This window comes from Streptomyces sp. NPDC026062 (assembly GCF_055568375.1).
Genome location: NZ_JBVHOQ010000021.1, coordinates 73,898 through 90,105, shown reverse-complemented (window position 1 = coordinate 90,105; position 16,208 = coordinate 73,898). Strand labels below are relative to the sequence as shown.

Below are 16,208 nucleotides of genomic sequence, written 5' to 3'. Positions count from 1 at the left end.
GGTCGATAGGAAGCCACTCCTGCGAGGGAACGGACGCGAGACATGTCACCGGAGGACAGCGGCACCAACCGCGCACCCCAGCCGAAGGACCAGCTGTCCCTGTACGGCCGCTATCTGGACGATGTGTCCGCCGAGGACAGCGGGGGCTTCCTGGTGGAGATCGGGGCGGGCGGTCGGAGCACCGATGTCGAGCTGGAGCGGCCCGACGAGGAGTCGGACATCGCGGATGAGCGGATCACGGCACCGTACGACCCGTCCAAGATCGAGATCCAGACCCTCAACCCGACGATCAACCTACTGATCTCCCGGCTGGTCAACGGGATGATCGACCTCGCCCCGGACTTTCAGCGCAAGGCGGGCATCTGGTCGGACGAGCAGCAGAGCCGTCTGATCGAGTCCCTGCTCCTGCGCATCCCCATCCCCTCCTTCTACGCCTCCGAACTCACCGACAGCTCCTGGGCCCAGGACAGTTCCTGGGCCATCGTCGACGGCATCCAGCGCCTCACCGCGATCGCGCGATTCATTGCCCCCGAGGCTCTGGCGAAGGCCGGGATACAGTCCGGACCGCTGAAGTTGCGCGGCCTGGAGTACCTCAAGGACGACTTCGAGGGCAAGGGGTACGACGATCTGTCGGGGCGCATGCAGATCCGTCTCAACGAGAGCCAGGTCGTCGTCCACCTCATCCGGCCGGGGACTCCCGACGAGGTCAAGTTCAACATCTTCGCCCGCATCAACACCGGCGGCCTCCCGCTGACCCGTCAGGAGATCCGGCACGCGCTCGTCCCCGGGCCGGCACGGCAGCTCCTGTCCACTCTCGCCGAATCGCCGGAGTTCGCCTCGGCCACCAGTCACGGCGTCTACAGCGAGCGGATGGCGGACCGCGAGATGGTGCTGCGCTATCTTGCCTTCCGACTCACCGATCCCAACCTGTTCCGGAGCCAGGACTTCGACCAGTTCCTCGCTCTCACCATGCGCCAGGTCAACCGGCTCACCGAGGACGAGCGAGAAGGGCACGGCCACGACTTCCGGCGGGCCATGGTCACGGCTGAGAAGATCTTCGAAAGCCATGCCTTCCGCAAGCAGTTCCCTGGTCAGACTCGGCGCTCCCCGGTCAACAAAGCCATCTTCGAGACGGTTTCGGTGAATCTGGCCGCTCTCTCGGACCGTGAACGATCTGCGCTGGTAACGTCCCGGGAACAGGTGGTCGAGGGTTTCCAGCAGCTCATGACCGACCGGGACTTCGAGCGGGCCGTGTCCGTGGGCACCGGCGACCGGGTCAAAGTGGTCGACCGCTTTGCCAAGGTCCGCGCACTCTTCCGCACCGTCCTGGAGAACAACGGGGGCAGCACGCAGTGATCGATCAGCTGTTTCTGAACAACTTCAAGGCGTTCCGGTCCGCCGGTATCCGGCTGGCCCCGGTCACGCTCCTCACAGGTCTCAACTCCTCGGGGAAGAGCACCGTTCTGCAGTCGCTGGCGCTCCTGCGCCAGTCGTACGACTCGGGCATCCTCATGTCCATCGACGGGGACACCGACAGCTACGGAGGTCTCCTCCTCGACGGCGATCTCGTCGAACTGGGCACCGGTCAGGACCTTCTGCACGAGGACTTCGTCTCCAAACCGCCGGGCGCGGACCCGAGGATCTCCATCGCGTTCACCACCACCGACGGGCAGCAGTACGGTTGGACCGCCCAATACGTACCCGAGCAGGACGTTCTGCCGCTCAACCTCGCCATCGGACCGAACGACTGGAGGGACACTCCTCTCTTCTCCCGGCGCTTCCAGTACCTCCAAGCCGATCGAATCACGCCCGCCACGACCTACCCCCGCTCGCACCACCAGGCGATCGGCCGCGGCTTCCTCGGCGCGCGCGGTGAGCACGCCGTGAACTTCATCCGGCACCACGCGCAGGACGTCGTGCCGGACGGTCACCCGCTCCGGCACCCGGCAGCCGGCGGGCACACCCTGCTCGACCAGGTCGTCGCGTGGATGCAGGAGCTGTGCCCCGGAGTCAACCTCGAAGCCTCGGAGATTCCCGGCATCGACTCGGTGAGTCTCAGCTTCGGGTTCGGCGGCACCGCCGGCCTGGACTCCACCCGGCGCCGGCGCCCGACGAACGTCGGCTTCGGCCTCACGTACGCCCTTCCCATCGTCGTGGCGTGTCTCACCGCCGGGCCCGGCAGCCTCATCCTGCTGGAGAACCCCGAGGCCCACCTCCACCCGCGCGGCCAGTCCCGTATGGCCTCCCTCATCGCCGCCGCGGCGTCAGCCGGTGCACAGCTCGTCGTCGAGACCCACAGCGACCACGTACTCGACGGGACCCGGCTCGCGGTCAAGCAGGGGCGGCTCGCGGCCGGGGACACCGCGGTGCACTTCTTCCGGGGCAACGGGGCCGGAGTAGAGATCATCACCCCGACGGTGGCCGAGGACGGATCGCTCTCCGAATGGCCGGAGGGCTTCTTCGACGAGTCGGAGAACACGCTCGACCAGCTGTTGGGCTGACCGCCCGCCTGTCAGTTCCGGAAGCCACAAGGGGGGCGCTTCATGGTGCTCATGTTCTTCAACGAGAAATCCTGCGTCTCCGACTGCTCGCAGGACGAGGCCGGGCAGGCCATGCGCGACTTCGTGAAGGTCTGCCAGGCGGTCAGGCGGGTGGACAACGGAGCGAGCCTCGTCAGCGAGGTCCGACTGGAGGACCTGGAGATCGCTCCCGGCTACTACCTCGCCCAGTGGCGGAACGAGAGCCGGAACCGGGACCACTGGCGGTTCATGCGGCTACTCAACCGCAAGTCCCCGCACTCCACTGTGCTACCGGCCCCTCCCGAGGATCAGGACGTCGAATACCGTCACGACGGTGACCGGGTTCTCGGGCTCGCCGCCGCCCATCTCATGGAGACGCTGGCCGTCAGCCTCCTTACCGCCCGGCCCTGGGAAGCCTCCTGGCTGAGCGTCGAGTACGTACGCGTCGACGAGGACGACGTCCAGGAGGACAGCGCGGAGGTCCGGCACGCCTCGACACCCGAGCACGTCGCGGAACACACGGACTGGATACGCGAGAGCGCCGCGAACGCCGTCACCTCCGGCACGCAGCTGTGGGAGGAACGCGAGATTCTTTTCGCCTCGCTCCAGTTCGCCCCTGGGGTGGAGGACAACCTGAGAAGCCTCCCGGGTATCTCCGTGACCTCGGTCCGGGCGGCGCTACTCTCGCTCAACGCGGCGGCCGAGGCATGGAAGCCCGGCGACTCGGAACCTGTCTGGCCCATCAAGGTGGTCCCCGAGAGTGACACGCGGATCAGACTCGGGCTGTGCGACTTCCCCGACGCGGACGGGGAGAAGCGGCTGTTCAGCCTCCACACCCGGTTCCGGCCGAGGCCCGGCCGCATCCACCTGCGCGTCGTCACCGAGGAGGGCCGCGTACGTATCGGCTACATCGGCCGGAAGCGTCTGGAGGAGGACGTTCCACGCAGCTCGCGGTGAGCTACCGCTTTGCGCTGCCCGGGCGGCGCCAGAGCTCGATGTCCTTCTTCCATGCCTTGTTGCCGCCGCCCGTCGGGCACCGGCTGTTGTAGCAGCGCCAGTACCAGTTCTCCTTCGCACCGCGCCTGATCTCGATGTCGTCCTGCCCGCACCGGGGGCACTTCGGTGGACGGGCGAAGATCTCGGCATGCTCGTGAGTGAGGATCTTGCGGGCGAAGTAGGCGCCGCGCATGGTGACCATCACCTCGCGGGTCCAGCTCTGCGACAGGGCGTTGAGGCTGCCGAGCATCACGGTCCTTTCGTCCACGACCACGATCTTCTGATGCATGACGTTCATCGGAACGACCTTGTGGACGACCGCACGCAGGTCCTCGACAAGAGACAGGTTCGCCGGCTTCTTCTGGAGCTGGTCACTGGGGTCGCGGACGAAAACGGTCACCCGTACCCCCCGGTCGACCGCCGCGCGCAGCTCCGGGAGGATCATCCGGACGCGCCTGGCCACCCAGGGGGTCCACAGCCACAGGGATGTCCGCGCGCTTCTGATGGCGGCGACGAAGGATGCGTAGAACGTCGTCTCGTCGTCGACATCACTGACCTCCACGTGCCGTGAGAGGACCTCCGCCAGACGGTCGCCGAACTCCCCGCGTGGAACGTCCAGTTCGGGTGGCGTGATCAGAGAGTTGGCGGGGAGGACCCGCACTCCGGGCGAGCCGATGAGGGCGTGCAGCCGTCCGAACGGTGAGTCCGGCGCCCTCCGTGCCACCTCCCGGATGCGTGTGCCGCTCGCGATGACGTACACACGAGTCTGTACACGGGTCACAGCCACGTTGAACAGCCTGATCCCGCTGCGCATCCAGTCGCTCGCCTCCGGTGCGCGCGATGCCTTCGCCATCCACAGCGGCCGGCTGTGCTCGCCCTCGACGGTGTCGAAGACGACGATGGGGAACTCCCGTCCCTGGAACCGGTGCGCGGTGCCGACCTCGGCGCTCGGACCACCATCCCGTTCGATGTCGCGCAGCGCCTCCAGCGTGGCCTCGGCCTGGTCTCCGTACGGGGTCACGACGCCCGTGGTCTCACCGTCCCCGCCGTGCAGATCGACCAGGGCCCGGGCGATGAGCGGGCCCGCGGGCCACCAGCCCTTGCTGGGGCCCGTGAGATGGACATGGGCGAGTTCGTGGAGCCCGTCGGTGTCGATGAGGACGATCTCCGGGTCCTCGGGGCTCCTGGAACTCCGTACGACGGGGCCGGCCTGGAGCACACCGCCGTAGGCCAGGCCGTTCACGAGACCCATCACGGCATGGCCGAACCGGTTCTGGGTCACCAGAGTCGTACAGGCGGGATGTGCCCGCGCTGCCGCCGGGTCGGTGATACCGCAGTGCTGGAACACGTCCGGAACCAGCCAGCGCTGGATATCAGGGCGCCTTTTGTCCTTCAGCGCTCGGGGGACGACCGGGCCCAGCTGCATGAAGTCGCCGAGGAGCACGGCCGCCTGCTGGGCGTGGGAGACGGCGAGCAGGACCTCGGGCAGGGAGGCGGCGCCAACCTCGTCGATGAGGACCACGTCGTAGTTGCCGGAGAAGACATGCCGGTTGGTACGGAAACGGGCCAGGGTCGTGGCGACGAGACGGGCGTTCTTGATGATCTCGCCCTGCGCGTCGCGGGCGAGGCGCTCGTACTCCTCCTGGATCTTCTTGTACCGCTCCTCCAGCGAGCCCTTCCGAGCCGCTTCGGCGGCAACGACGGGACGCAGAGCCTCAGCCTTCTCGTGCCGGGCCGGCCAGCCCTGTTCATCGGCTGTGGCGATGAGTGCCTCGGCGAGGTGCGCGCGCCCGGCTTCGTCCTCGGCCGTGGCGAGAGCCGTACGAAATTCGCCCAGCGACCGGGTCAGGGTGCGGTGGCGGGCGGCGGTGGCGCGCGCCGCCTTGTCACGTCGGTCGATCTCGGTGTCGGAGAAGGGGATCGCCCGAGTCATCTCGTCGGCCTGGACCGCGATCTGGGCCCGGCGGCGATCCGCGATGTCGCGGGCCTTGAGGGCATGGTCGTGTGCCTCTCGGAATTGGACTCCCGCCTCACCGCACGCGGCCTGGGCGTCGGTTCGCTCAGCTCGTGAACGCAGCTTGGCGAACCCTGTCCGGTTCTCGACCTCGCGCAGGGCGCGCTGCGTCTCGCGCAGCCGCTCCTGGCTCTGCAGAGCGGCGGACTCGGCTGCCGTGGCAGCGTGTTCCACCCCGTCGGCCTCGTTGAGGAGGGCATCGACCTGCTTCCAGAGGTGGCGGGAGTCCTCGGTGTCGTCCCGGTCCTTCAGCGCCCTGTTCAGCTCCTGCTCGGCCGCCGCCAGGCTCTGGCCGACCTCCCGGGCGGCCTTCTTCAGTTCCGATACCCGTACATCGCGCGATGCCGCATCACCGAACGGCTCGGTCAGCAAGCCCCTGGCCTGCGCATAGGCCTCCGCGTCGAACCGTACAAGGCCCGCCTCCAGCTCCGCCAGATCCTCCGCGCGGCTTCGGATGTCCAGCAGTTCCACTGACACCCGGGCACGCCGGCCCTCGACGTCGGCCAGCCGGGCCCGGACCATGAGAGGAAGGGACACGTGCGGGTCGTCGGCGATCTCCTTCAGCTGGGGCGGTCCCACGCGGACGATGTCTCCGCTGTTGTGGCGGTGTCCCCTCAGGACCCCCTTCAGGGCGTTGTCCACAGCGATGTTGGTCGCGGAGACAAGCAGAATCTTCTTGCCTGCGGTGATCAGATCGCCGATGGCCAGTGTGAGCACCATCGTCTTGCCTGTGCCGGGTGGCCCCCACACGAGGCGTACGCCGGTCCCCAGGCAGGCCCGGTACGCCTCCTTCTGCTCGGGAAAGAGGCCGGCCGGCGCCTCGGTCCGGGCAGGCTCTCCGGCGGGGCTGCCCGAAGCAAGCAGGCTGCCGAGGGGAGTCTCCCCCAACCCGGCGATGCCGTCCCTCAGGGATTCCAGCAGAAAGGTGGGGGGCTGTTGCAGAACCCAGAGGAAGGGGTCGACCGGGTCCGCGAACTCGGCGACTTTGACGGTCAGCGCCGAACCGCTCTGCGTGGTTTCGGTGACGGCGAAGCCGGCTTCCACACCCGATTCCTCGGGCCCGGAGAGGCGCAGGCTTTCGAGCTGGTCGGGGTTGAGTTCGGTGCCGCGAAGATCCACCGCATAGCGACCCGGCTCGCCGGCCCGGGCCGCACGGCCGATCCTTCGCCATCGCGGGCGCTGACCTGCTCCTCCTTCCACGGCGATCCATTCGTCGACCGCCGTGGTGATTTCCTCGCGCCAGCCCAAAGCTCCCCCTTATCGGCTCGCGAATGGTAGATCTTGCGGAGGCTCCGGCACCTCCCGTTAGGTGAAAGCCGTGGCCTCCACAGCGGGAATGGAAGGTTCGAGACTCGGATCGGTCGCTATTCGGCCATGTCCCGGTCTTCGTCAACCGGACTGCGGAACGGTCTGTCCGAGGCGACATATACCGTTGACGCAGCTCACCGACCTGGCACGAGGCGAAGGAGAACGTCGTGAGGCCCACGCTGGCCGCCGCGCAGCTGCGGGGCAGTCTCACCCAGTACCTCACGACGACGTACGCGCTCACCGACGAGGACACCCGCCGGGCACTGGAGCGGTTCCTCGAACATCCCGAGACCGGGATGTTCCGCGGCCCCTATCTGCGGATCAGGACCCCCTTCCACAAGGCCGTTGACGGCTGGGAGAAGCACCTGGAGTGGAACCCGGGATTCACTCCGTACCGGCATCAGGCGAAGGCGTACGAGCGGCTGAGCACGCTCCACGGGCCCGCCCTGCCGACGCTGGTCACGACGGGGACGGGTTCCGGGAAGACCGAGTCGTTCCTCGTTCCCGTCCTCGACCACTGCCGACGTGAGAAGGCACTCGGCCGGCGCGGGGTCAAGGCCGTGCTCCTCTATCCGATGAACGCGCTCGCCACCGATCAGGCCGGCCGCGTCGGCGAGTACCTCGCGCAGCCGGAACTGGCCCAGGTGACCGCGGGGCTCTACATCGGCGACCGGCCGGACACCGACTTCCGCCGGGTGATGACGCGGCGCGAGGAGATGCGGCAGTCGCCGCCCGACCTGCTCATCACGAACTACAAGATGCTCGATCTGCTGCTCCAGCGGACCGAGGACCGCGCGCTGTGGCAGGACTCCGGGATCCGGTACGTGGTGCTGGACGAGTTCCATACGTATGACGGGGCGCAGGGCACGGACGTCGCCATGCTGCTGCGCCGCCTGGCGATGACCACGGGGCAGAGCGAGCCCGGGCGTCCCCTCGGTTCGATCTGCCCGGTGGCGACCTCGGCGACGCTCGGTGAGGGCGGTCCCGGGACCGGTCCCGGCTCCATCCTGGAGGTGGCCGCTCAGGTCTTCGGGATGCCGTTCACCGCGGACGCGCTGGTGGGCGAGGAGCGGATGACGCCCGAGCAGTTCACCGGGCCGGTGAACTACGGTCTGCCCGAACCGCCTTCGCCCGAGGAGGTCATCGCCTGCTCGGGCGGCCCCGATGTGGTGTCGCGTCCGGACCTGCTCGATCTCAATGCCCTGGCGGATCGGATGCTCGGGCAGCAGGGCCTGTCCGCCTTCGAGGTCGGGCGGCTGCTCAAGCAGCACGACTTCACCCAGGGGGTGCTGTCCCTCCTCGACGGTGACCCGCTGAGCGAATGGGAACTCCGTGACCGCCTCGGCCGGTTCGGGTACACCTGGGGCCGGACCGCCCGGGAGAACCCCCGCCTCGCCCTCGCCGCGCTCGCTCGCTTCGTCGCCCTGCTGTCGGCCGCCCGCGATCCGGAATCGGACGAGCGCCGCCCGCGCCCCCTGCTGCACGTCGAGACCCATCTGTGGGTCCGGCCGGTCGGCCGGATCGTGCGTGGAGTCGGCCCGGGCAAGCCCGAGTTCCACTGGTACGAGGACGATCGCGCTCGGCGTTCCGCCCTGCTCGCGACACCCCCCGAGGGCGACGAGGAACCCGAAGCCGGCCGGATCGGGCACGTGACGCGTTCTCATCGCGCACAGTCGGCGATCGGCGCGGACACCGCCGTACGGCAGGCGAGCACAAGGCTGCCTGCCGTGTACTGCCGCCACTGTGGCCGGTCCGGCTGGGCGGCCGTCTCCCCGGAAGCCGATCCCCAGCAGCTCGTGATGGCCCACGACAAGATCTGGCGCGCCAGCGTGGGGCGGGAGAAGCGGCGGGTCCGCTATTTCATCGCCGCCACGGCCGCGGAGCAGGAGGACACGCTGGCGGCGGTCAGCCAGTCCCGCCCCGCGACGGGAGGCGGACAGCCACCGGCGCTGATCCTGGACGGTGCTCAGGGGACGTACCGGCTGCCGGTCGCCCAGGACGCCGGGAATCTGCAGGACGCCTGCTTCGTCCTGGCGATCACCGAGAAGAAGACCGCCGACCGGGCCGCCGTCGATCAGCGCTGCCCCGCCTGCGACACCGACAACGCGATGCGCTTCCTCGGCACCCGGCCGGCCGCCCTGGCGGCCGCGACGGTGACCCAGCTGTTCACCGGTCAGGAGGTCGCGCTCGAAGCGGAGGAGCGCAAGACCCTCCTGTTCAACGACTCGACCCAGGACGCGGCCCACCGTGCGGGGTACGTGGCGAACCGGTCGTTCACGTTCTCGCTTCGCTCACTCCTCGCGCGCAATCTGGACGAGTCCGGCGAGCCTTCGGCTCTCAACGACCTGATCGGGAACGTGCTCGACTCCGTCGAGGATCCGCAGGCCCTCGCGGCTGTGGTCCCGCCCGATCTGTACGACGAGCCGGGCGTGGACCGGCTGCTCTCGGGTCGGGGCACGGGCGATCTGCGGACCTGGAAGCTCATCGGAGAACGGCTCGCCTTCGCCACCGTCATGGAGTTCGGGCTCCGTTCCCGGCAGGGCCGCACCCTGGAGCTGACCCGAACGGCGGCCGCCGAGGTCGTCATCGGGGACCAGCACCGGATCACCGTGCTCGCCCGCGACCTGCACATGGCGCTGCCCGGTCAGCTGCTCGGCACCGGCCTGCCGACGGCCGAGCGCTATCTGGCCTTCGTCCGCGGGCTGCTGGAGCGGGTCCGGCAACGCGGCGGGGTCCGGCACCGGTGGCTGGAGCCGTGGATGAAGGACGCCGGGGTGACCCGGTTCAAGATCTGGGGCGGCAGGCCTGACGGCATGCCGGCGTTCCCCGACAGTGTGGCCGCGCCGCGCTTCCTGCTCGACGGTGACAAGGGCAGGTCCGACTTCGACTCGACGACGGCCCGCACCGGCTGGTACCAGGACTGGGCGCGCCGGTGCCTGGGTCTCGACGCCCCCGGGGCGGCGGAGTATCTCCGCAGGCTGCTGCCGGTCCTCGTCGACGAGGGGCTCCTCGCGGTGCGGACGGCACAGGACCGGACGACGAAGGTCTACGGCCTGCAGCCCGGCCACGTCGAGGTGCGGCTCCTTGAGGACGGCATCGTCAACAAGGCCTTCGTCACCTGTGAGGCGTGCGGCTGGCAGCAGGTCGTCCATCCCTCCCGGCGGACCCGCTGGTACGGCCATCCCTGTCCCCGGTACCGGTGCCGGGGACAGATCACCGCGCCGCAGCCGGGCCGGGCCACGGTGCCGTCCTCCGGTTCCACCAGCTTCGGCGGCCCGCGGCCGCGCGACTACCGCGACGACTACTACCGGCACCTCTACCGGACGGGTGGCACCTTCCGGGTCGTCACGGCCGAGCACACCGGCATGCTCACCCGGCCCCAGCGGGAGCGCGTGGAGCGGGCCTTCCGCGACGGCACCCACTACACCGACCCGAACGTGCTCTCGTGCACTCCGACGCTGGAGCTCGGCATCGACATCGGGGACCTGTCCGCGGTCCTGCTGGGATCGCTTCCGAAGGGCCCTGCCAACTACGTGCAGCGGGCGGGCCGTGCGGGCCGCAGGACGGGCAACGCCCTGGTGGTGGCCTTCGGTGGTCGCCGGGCCCGCGATCTGTACTACCTCGACGAGCCTCGGGAGATGATCGCCGGGGACATCGTGCCGCCCGGCTGCTACCTCTCCGCGGTGGAGATCCTGCGCCGCCAGTACACGGCGCATCTGCTGGACCTCGCGGCGCGGGGCCGGCTCACGACGAGCGACGGTGAGCCGCTGCAACCCGCGCCGCGCCTGGTGTCGGCGCTGTTCGGCAGCACCGCGTGGTGCCAGGATCTCGCGGACGCGGCCCTCGCCCATGGCGCCGTGCTCGTCGAATCGTTCCTGGACCTCTTCCCCTCCCTTCCGGGCCGGCCGGACACCGGGGTCTCCGGCCAGGCCGCCGACGAACTGCGCGCGTACGCGCGCGGTGGCATCGTGCGCGCGCTCCAGGAAGCCGAGGAGGAGTGGACCGGCCGCGGCGAGGAACTCCGGCGCCGGCTCCACGCCATCGACACGGCGATGGACCAGCTCGTGCGCAGCGATCCCGAGCAGGAACGCGAATGGCGTGAGTTGCGCGCCGAGCGCTACGCGACGGGCAACCTGCTGCGCGACCTGAACCAGACCAGTGCCCACGGGGCTCTCGTCGAGCTCGGTCTCCTGCCCAACTACACCCTCTCGGACACCACCACGCAGCTGGAGGCCACCCTCTCCTGGACCGAGCAGCCCGAGGCCGAAGGGGCCAAGAAGACCTACCACAGCGAGGTCCGGGACTACGAGCGCTCCCGCCGGTCCGCGCTGTCCGAACTGGCGCCGGGAAACAGCTTCTACGTCAACGGCTACAAGCACGTCGTCCGGGCCCTGGACATCGGCAGTCCGGAGCGTCGTGCCTGGTCGGTCTGGCGGATGTGCCCCGCCTGCGGCTACGTCCGTACGGAGAACGCCCAGGCCGATGCCTCGCCCTGTCCTCGGTGCGGCGGCCGGGAGATCGCCGACGCGGGCTGTGTCCAGCGCGTTCTCGAACCGAAGCGGGTCATGTCGCGCGACAAGCGGGACGACGCCCGGCTCCGGGACGACAAGGACGAGCGCGACAGCAGAAGGTACGCCGTCCTCACCACTGTGGACGTCGATCCCATACACCTGGCTGCGGGCTCCTGGCGCCACAACACCGCGGTGTTCGGCGTGGACTTCACCCGCCGGGCCGTGGTGCGCACGCTGAACCTGGGCCTCGACCGCCAGGACGGCAGCAGCACCGTGCCTCTCGCCGGGGCCGACGTACGGATCAACCCGTTCTACGTCTGCACGAGCTGCGGCGGCGCCACCTCCGAAGGGCGTCCGGTGGTGGACCACCATCAGGACGCGCTCTCCGAATCCCTTGCCGCGGCGACCAGGGCCAGCGCCCACCACCAGCTGTGGTGCCCGCGCCGCAAAGTCCGTACGAGCGCCCAGGAAGGCCAGGGGAAGGGAGAGGACGTCCCTCTGCTCCTGGCTCACGAGCTGACCACCGAGGCCGTCCGTATCCTGCTTCCCGCGTCGGTCACCCGCGTCAAGGAACGTCTCGCGTCCTTCACCGCCGCGCTGTTCGTGGGCATCGCCGCACGCTACGGCGGCGACCCGGACCACATCGAGATCACCGCCGCGTCCATGCCCGACGGCAACGCCCCGGAATGGCCTCGCCGTTTCCTCGTCGTCTACGACCGTCTGCCGGGCGGCACCGGCTATCTGCACCGGCTCGCCACCTCCGACGGCTTCCGCGACGTGCTGCTGAGGGCCCGCGAGGTGATCGACAGCTGCCCGTGCATCGAGAAGGGCCTCGACGGCTGCCATCGCTGTCTGCTGCGCCGTGTACCCGCCGGCGACTACGACAAGGTCAGCCGCAACGAGGTCCGGCAGATGTTCGACGAGCTGCTGGGTGCCGACGGCGGCGACTGGGCCACCTCACCGGTCGCGGCCACCCACCAGATCCCGCTGGAGCGGCAGGCCGAGAGCGATCTTGAGGTCATGTTCCTGGAGACCTTGGGCGAATGGGCGAAGCAGCCCTCGGCCAAGGCCAGCGCGGACGCCTACACGACCACGGCCGGGACGTACTCGCTGGACCTGCGGCTGACCGGCGTGGACGGGGACACCGTCAGCTGGCGGGTCTCCCAGCAGCGGGTCCTCGACGGCACCCGCCCCGATGTCCTCTTCGAACGTACGGACGCGCCCGGTCCGCGGACCGCGCTCTACCTCGACGGATACGAGTTCCACGCCGGGCCGAAGCACAAGGACAGGCTGGCCGACGACGCCGTCAAGCGCACCCGGCTGCGCGCCGACGGGATACGGGTCTTCCAGCTCACCTACTACGACGTGAAGGACTGGCGGACCCGGGTCCGTGACACGGGGTACGCGAGCGCCGGGCCGGAGAACCCGGTCTGGGTGCCGTACGGCGAGCAGGGCCAGAAGCGTGCCCGTGACTACTACGCGGGCGTGCACGGCGGCCTGCCGGGCGAGCTGTCGGCGAACCTCTGGGTGAATCCGGCGGACCTGCTGATCGCTCATCTGCGTGCTCCGGACGCTTCCTCGTGGCAGCAGCGCGCCGAGGCAGCTGTCGCGGGGCTGCTGGGCGCCGGAGCCCGGATCGCCGCACTGCACCCTCAGGCCGTCGGCGAACAGTTCCTCGCCGCGCTGCGGGGCGGCGCCCCGCAGGGGCCCAAGGGACCGGTGCAGCTGCTGACCGCGGTCGACGCCGCAGGATGTGTGGTCACGGCCGCCGCGGACGGTCGCCACCGGCCGCCGATGTGGACCGCGCTGACCCTGCTCGACGACAGCGACCGGGCTGTGGCGGACGAGGCAGGGCACAAGCGGCGCTGGCAGGGCTGGCTCTACTGGAGCAATGTGCTGCAGTTCCTGGAGCACGGAGGCGGTGACAGCGTCCAGTTGACGACCAGCCTCCTGGAAGGCTTCGCCATCGACGGCCTGACCGTCGCCGGAGGCTCGGGCTGGCTCGAATCGCAGCGGGCCGAGCGGCCGGCCGCCGCCGTCACGGCGAGCCCCGCCGGAGACCTGGCGGAAGAGCCCGCCCCGGTCGTCCCCGCCTCCCGGCCGGCCCCGCCCTCCGGCGCGGCTCATGACACGGGCTGGGAACAGGTGCTGGAGTTCCTCGACCCCGATGAACCCGGTCTGCTCCCCCTCAGCCAGGGGCTGCGCGCTCTGGACGTGGTGCCGCCGGAAGCCGGATACGAGCTGGACGAGCACGGCTGGATGGCCGAACTCGCCTGGCCCTCCGCCCGGATCGCCGTGGTGACGGCCCACCGGCCGGCCGACGGGGAGCGTGACCACGACGCGGAGGACCGGGACAGGGCCTTCGTCTCGGCAGGCTGGTGGATCAGCACAGCGGTCTCCTGCACCCCCCGGGACATCAAGGACCTCCTCGCCGCGGCGGAGGGCGAAGACACGGACACGAACGACGGAGACCAGCAGCGATGACGACCACGGGCGTGACCCTGCGTCTGCTCGACAAGGCGGACAGGGAGATCCTGAGGCTGCCTCGTGCGGTCAAGGGCGCGATCTACGACTTCCAGCACAAGTTCAAGGAGAACCCGCAGCTCCGGGGTCTGCGGTTGAAACAACTGGAGGGTCACGACCGGCTCTGGTCGGCCCGTGTCAACGACGAGTACCGGGCCCTGCTGCTGCGCCTGGCGGAGACCGACTGGCTCATCGTCTCCGTCAAACACCGCAAGGACGTGTACGAGAAGCTCGACCGGCTCTCGTACGGCATCAACCGGATCACCGGCGGCATCGAGTACGTCGACCTCGAGATCGTCGAGGAGAGCGTCCTCCGTCGAGCGGCGGCTCCCGGGCCCGCCACCGCACCCGTCGAGCCTGTCCCGGCGCCCGTTCCCGTACCGCTGTTCGCCGCGTTCTCCGACGAGCAGCTCACCGACCTCGGAGTCGCGGGACCGCTCGTACCGGTCGTCCGGACCCTGACCACGGAGGATCAGCTCCTCGGCCTGGCGGAGTACGCCCCGCAGCTCACTTCCGAAGTCCTGCTCGCACTTCACGACGGCGCCTCGTACGACGCGGTGCTGGAGCAGATCACCAGTCCCGTCTCCGCACCTGACCCCGTCGACACCGACGACTTCCGGGCCGCCGCCGAGCGGCCGGCCACCATGGTCACGACGACGGACGAGGCGCTGCGCGAAGCCCTGGAGGGCGGCGACTTCGGCCGGTGGAAGGTGTTCCTCCACCCGGCCCAGTCCCGGCTCGTCGAACGCGAGTACTCGGGTCCCGCCCGGGTGGGTGGCGGGCCGGGCACGGGCAAGACCATCGTGGCCCTGCACCGGGTCAAGCACCTGGTGGACCGGCTCCCTCCCGGACGCAACAAGCCCGTCCTCCTCACCACGTACAACAAGAATCTCGCCGCCGACCTCAGGTCACGGCTGCTCCAGCTGGGCGGCGAGGAGCTGCTGGCGCGCGTGGAGATCAGCCACGTCGATCAGCTCGCGCTGCGCGTCGTACGCGAGGCCGAGCCCGGGAGCGCCAAGCAGACACTCGACGAGAGCCAGGCTCTCCGGGAGTGGCGTGCCATGCTCGACGAGCTGGGCGAGACCGGGTGGGACGCCCAGTTCCTGCACGACGAGTGGTCGCAGGTCATCCTGGGCCAGGCCGTCGTGTCCCGGACCGAGTACTTCCGTGCGCGGCGAGCCGGCCGGGGCAAGAACATCGCACGGGCCGAGCGCGCCGAGATCTGGCAGCTCGCCGAGCGGTTCACCCAGCGGCTGGACCGCCTCGGGCGGCAGACCTGGGAACAGGTCGCGGAGCGTGCGGCGCGGCTGGAGATGGACCGCGAGCGGCGGATCCAGGCCGTCGAGCGTCAGCGGGAGGAGGCGGGTGGTCTCGACAACATCCATCTCCAGGCCGGCTCCGCGGGCTGGCTGCACCACCGCTTCCAGCACATCGTCGTCGACGAGGCGCAGGACCTGCGGGCCGCGCACTGGAAGCTGCTGCGGGCGATGGCGCCGCGTGCCGCCAACGACATCTTCCTCGTGGGTGACACGCACCAGCGCATCTACGGCAACCAGGTCACGCTGGGCAGCCTCGGGGTCCATATCCGCGGGCGGTCGGCCAAGCTGACGTTGAGCTACCGGACGACCCGGCAGATCCTCGGCTCCGCTCTCGGTGTACTCAGCGGTGAGAGCTTCGACGACCTGGACGGCAGCGCCGAGGACCTGGCCGGGTACAGGTCCGTCCTGACCGGAAGTCTTCCGGAGTTGCACGGTTGCGACGACTGGGAGTCCGAGCGGAAGTCGATCGCCGCACTCCTCGCCGACTGGATCGCCCTGCCGACACCCCCTGGTCAGATCGCTGTCTGCGTTCCGACCAACGCCATGGCGAGCGAGCTTGCCTACACCCTGCTCGCCCACAAGGGGATCAAGGCCGTCGAGATCGGTCCCGAGGGCCCCCGCGGAGACGAAGGCGTCCACATCGGCACGATGTTCCGCTTCAAGGGACTTGAGTACCAGCGCATGGTCATCGCGGGCGTGCGGGACGGGCTCGTACCGAGGGAGGCCGTCGCCCGCCTGCGGAGCGACGATGCCGTCCGCCACCGGCGTGAGCTGCAGCGGGCCCGCTCGCTGCTCTTCGTCGCGGCCACCCGTTCCCGGGACAGCCTCGCCATCTTCTGGCACGGCCGGCCCAGCCCGTTCCTCGAACCGCTCATGCGTGAGCCCGCTTCATAGGAGGCCTTGTCCCGTGGCCCGTCGACGATAAGGCGGGCCACGGCTCCGGCCCGCCGTCGAGCTGTTCGGGAGCGATCACGTCGGCAGCCGTGCTCGCCGAGTTGATCCACCCCAGGTCGATGGC

The 16,208-nt window shown here is 69.6% G+C and carries 6 protein-coding genes; 5 read left to right on the top strand and 1 reads right to left on the bottom strand.

Annotated features, from left to right (window positions below; genetic code table 11):
* The first annotated feature begins 42 nt into the window (after positions 1-42).
* From ACZ4LX_RS20475 to ACZ4LX_RS20465, 3 genes are read left to right on the top strand one after another with little or no spacing between them, the layout of a single operon-like run.
* Positions 43-1,356: a GmrSD restriction endonuclease domain-containing protein gene (locus tag ACZ4LX_RS20475; RefSeq protein WP_467641288.1), complete on the top strand. Its 1,314-nt coding sequence runs from the start codon at positions 43-45 to the stop codon at positions 1,354-1,356.
* The gene (locus ACZ4LX_RS20470) at positions 1,353-2,501 is read left to right on the top strand and encodes an AAA family ATPase (RefSeq protein ID WP_467641291.1); all 1,149 of its coding nucleotides are present in this window, start codon (positions 1,353-1,355) and stop codon (positions 2,499-2,501) included. Before ACZ4LX_RS20475 ends, ACZ4LX_RS20470 begins: the two co-directional genes overlap by 4 nt.
* A 42-nt stretch (positions 2,502-2,543) precedes the next feature.
* Positions 2,544-3,476, top strand: coding sequence for a hypothetical protein (locus tag ACZ4LX_RS20465; protein WP_467641294.1), 933 nt, complete (start codon positions 2,544-2,546; stop codon positions 3,474-3,476).
* Between the two features lies 1 nt (position 3,477).
* Here ACZ4LX_RS20465 and ACZ4LX_RS20460 read toward each other — a convergent pair whose 3' ends face one another.
* Positions 3,478-6,777, bottom strand: coding sequence for an AAA domain-containing protein (locus tag ACZ4LX_RS20460; RefSeq protein WP_467641297.1), 3,300 nt, complete (start codon positions 6,775-6,777; stop codon positions 3,478-3,480).
* A gap of 227 nt (positions 6,778-7,004) precedes the next feature.
* On the opposite strand from ACZ4LX_RS20460, the gene ACZ4LX_RS20455 reads away from it, so the two are divergent.
* Positions 7,005-13,832 (top strand): DEAD/DEAH box helicase, encoded by a 6,828-nt coding sequence (locus ACZ4LX_RS20455; protein ID WP_467641300.1) that lies wholly within the window; start codon positions 7,005-7,007, stop codon positions 13,830-13,832.
* Positions 13,829-16,084, top strand: a complete 2,256-nt coding sequence (locus ACZ4LX_RS20450) for a UvrD-helicase domain-containing protein (protein ID WP_467641302.1) — start codon at positions 13,829-13,831, stop codon at positions 16,082-16,084. The genes ACZ4LX_RS20455 and ACZ4LX_RS20450 overlap by 4 nt, the downstream gene beginning before the upstream one ends.
* Positions 16,085-16,208 lie beyond the last annotated feature (124 nt).

Coding starts and splice junctions, on each gene's coding strand:
- ACZ4LX_RS20475 (WP_467641288.1), top strand. CDS start 43: ATGTCACCGGAGGACAGCGGCACCAACCGCGCACCCCAGCCGAAGGAC.
- ACZ4LX_RS20465 (WP_467641294.1), top strand. CDS start 2,544: ATGGTGCTCATGTTCTTCAACGAGAAATCCTGCGTCTCCGACTGCTCG.
- ACZ4LX_RS20450 (WP_467641302.1), top strand. CDS start 13,829: ATGACGACCACGGGCGTGACCCTGCGTCTGCTCGACAAGGCGGACAGG.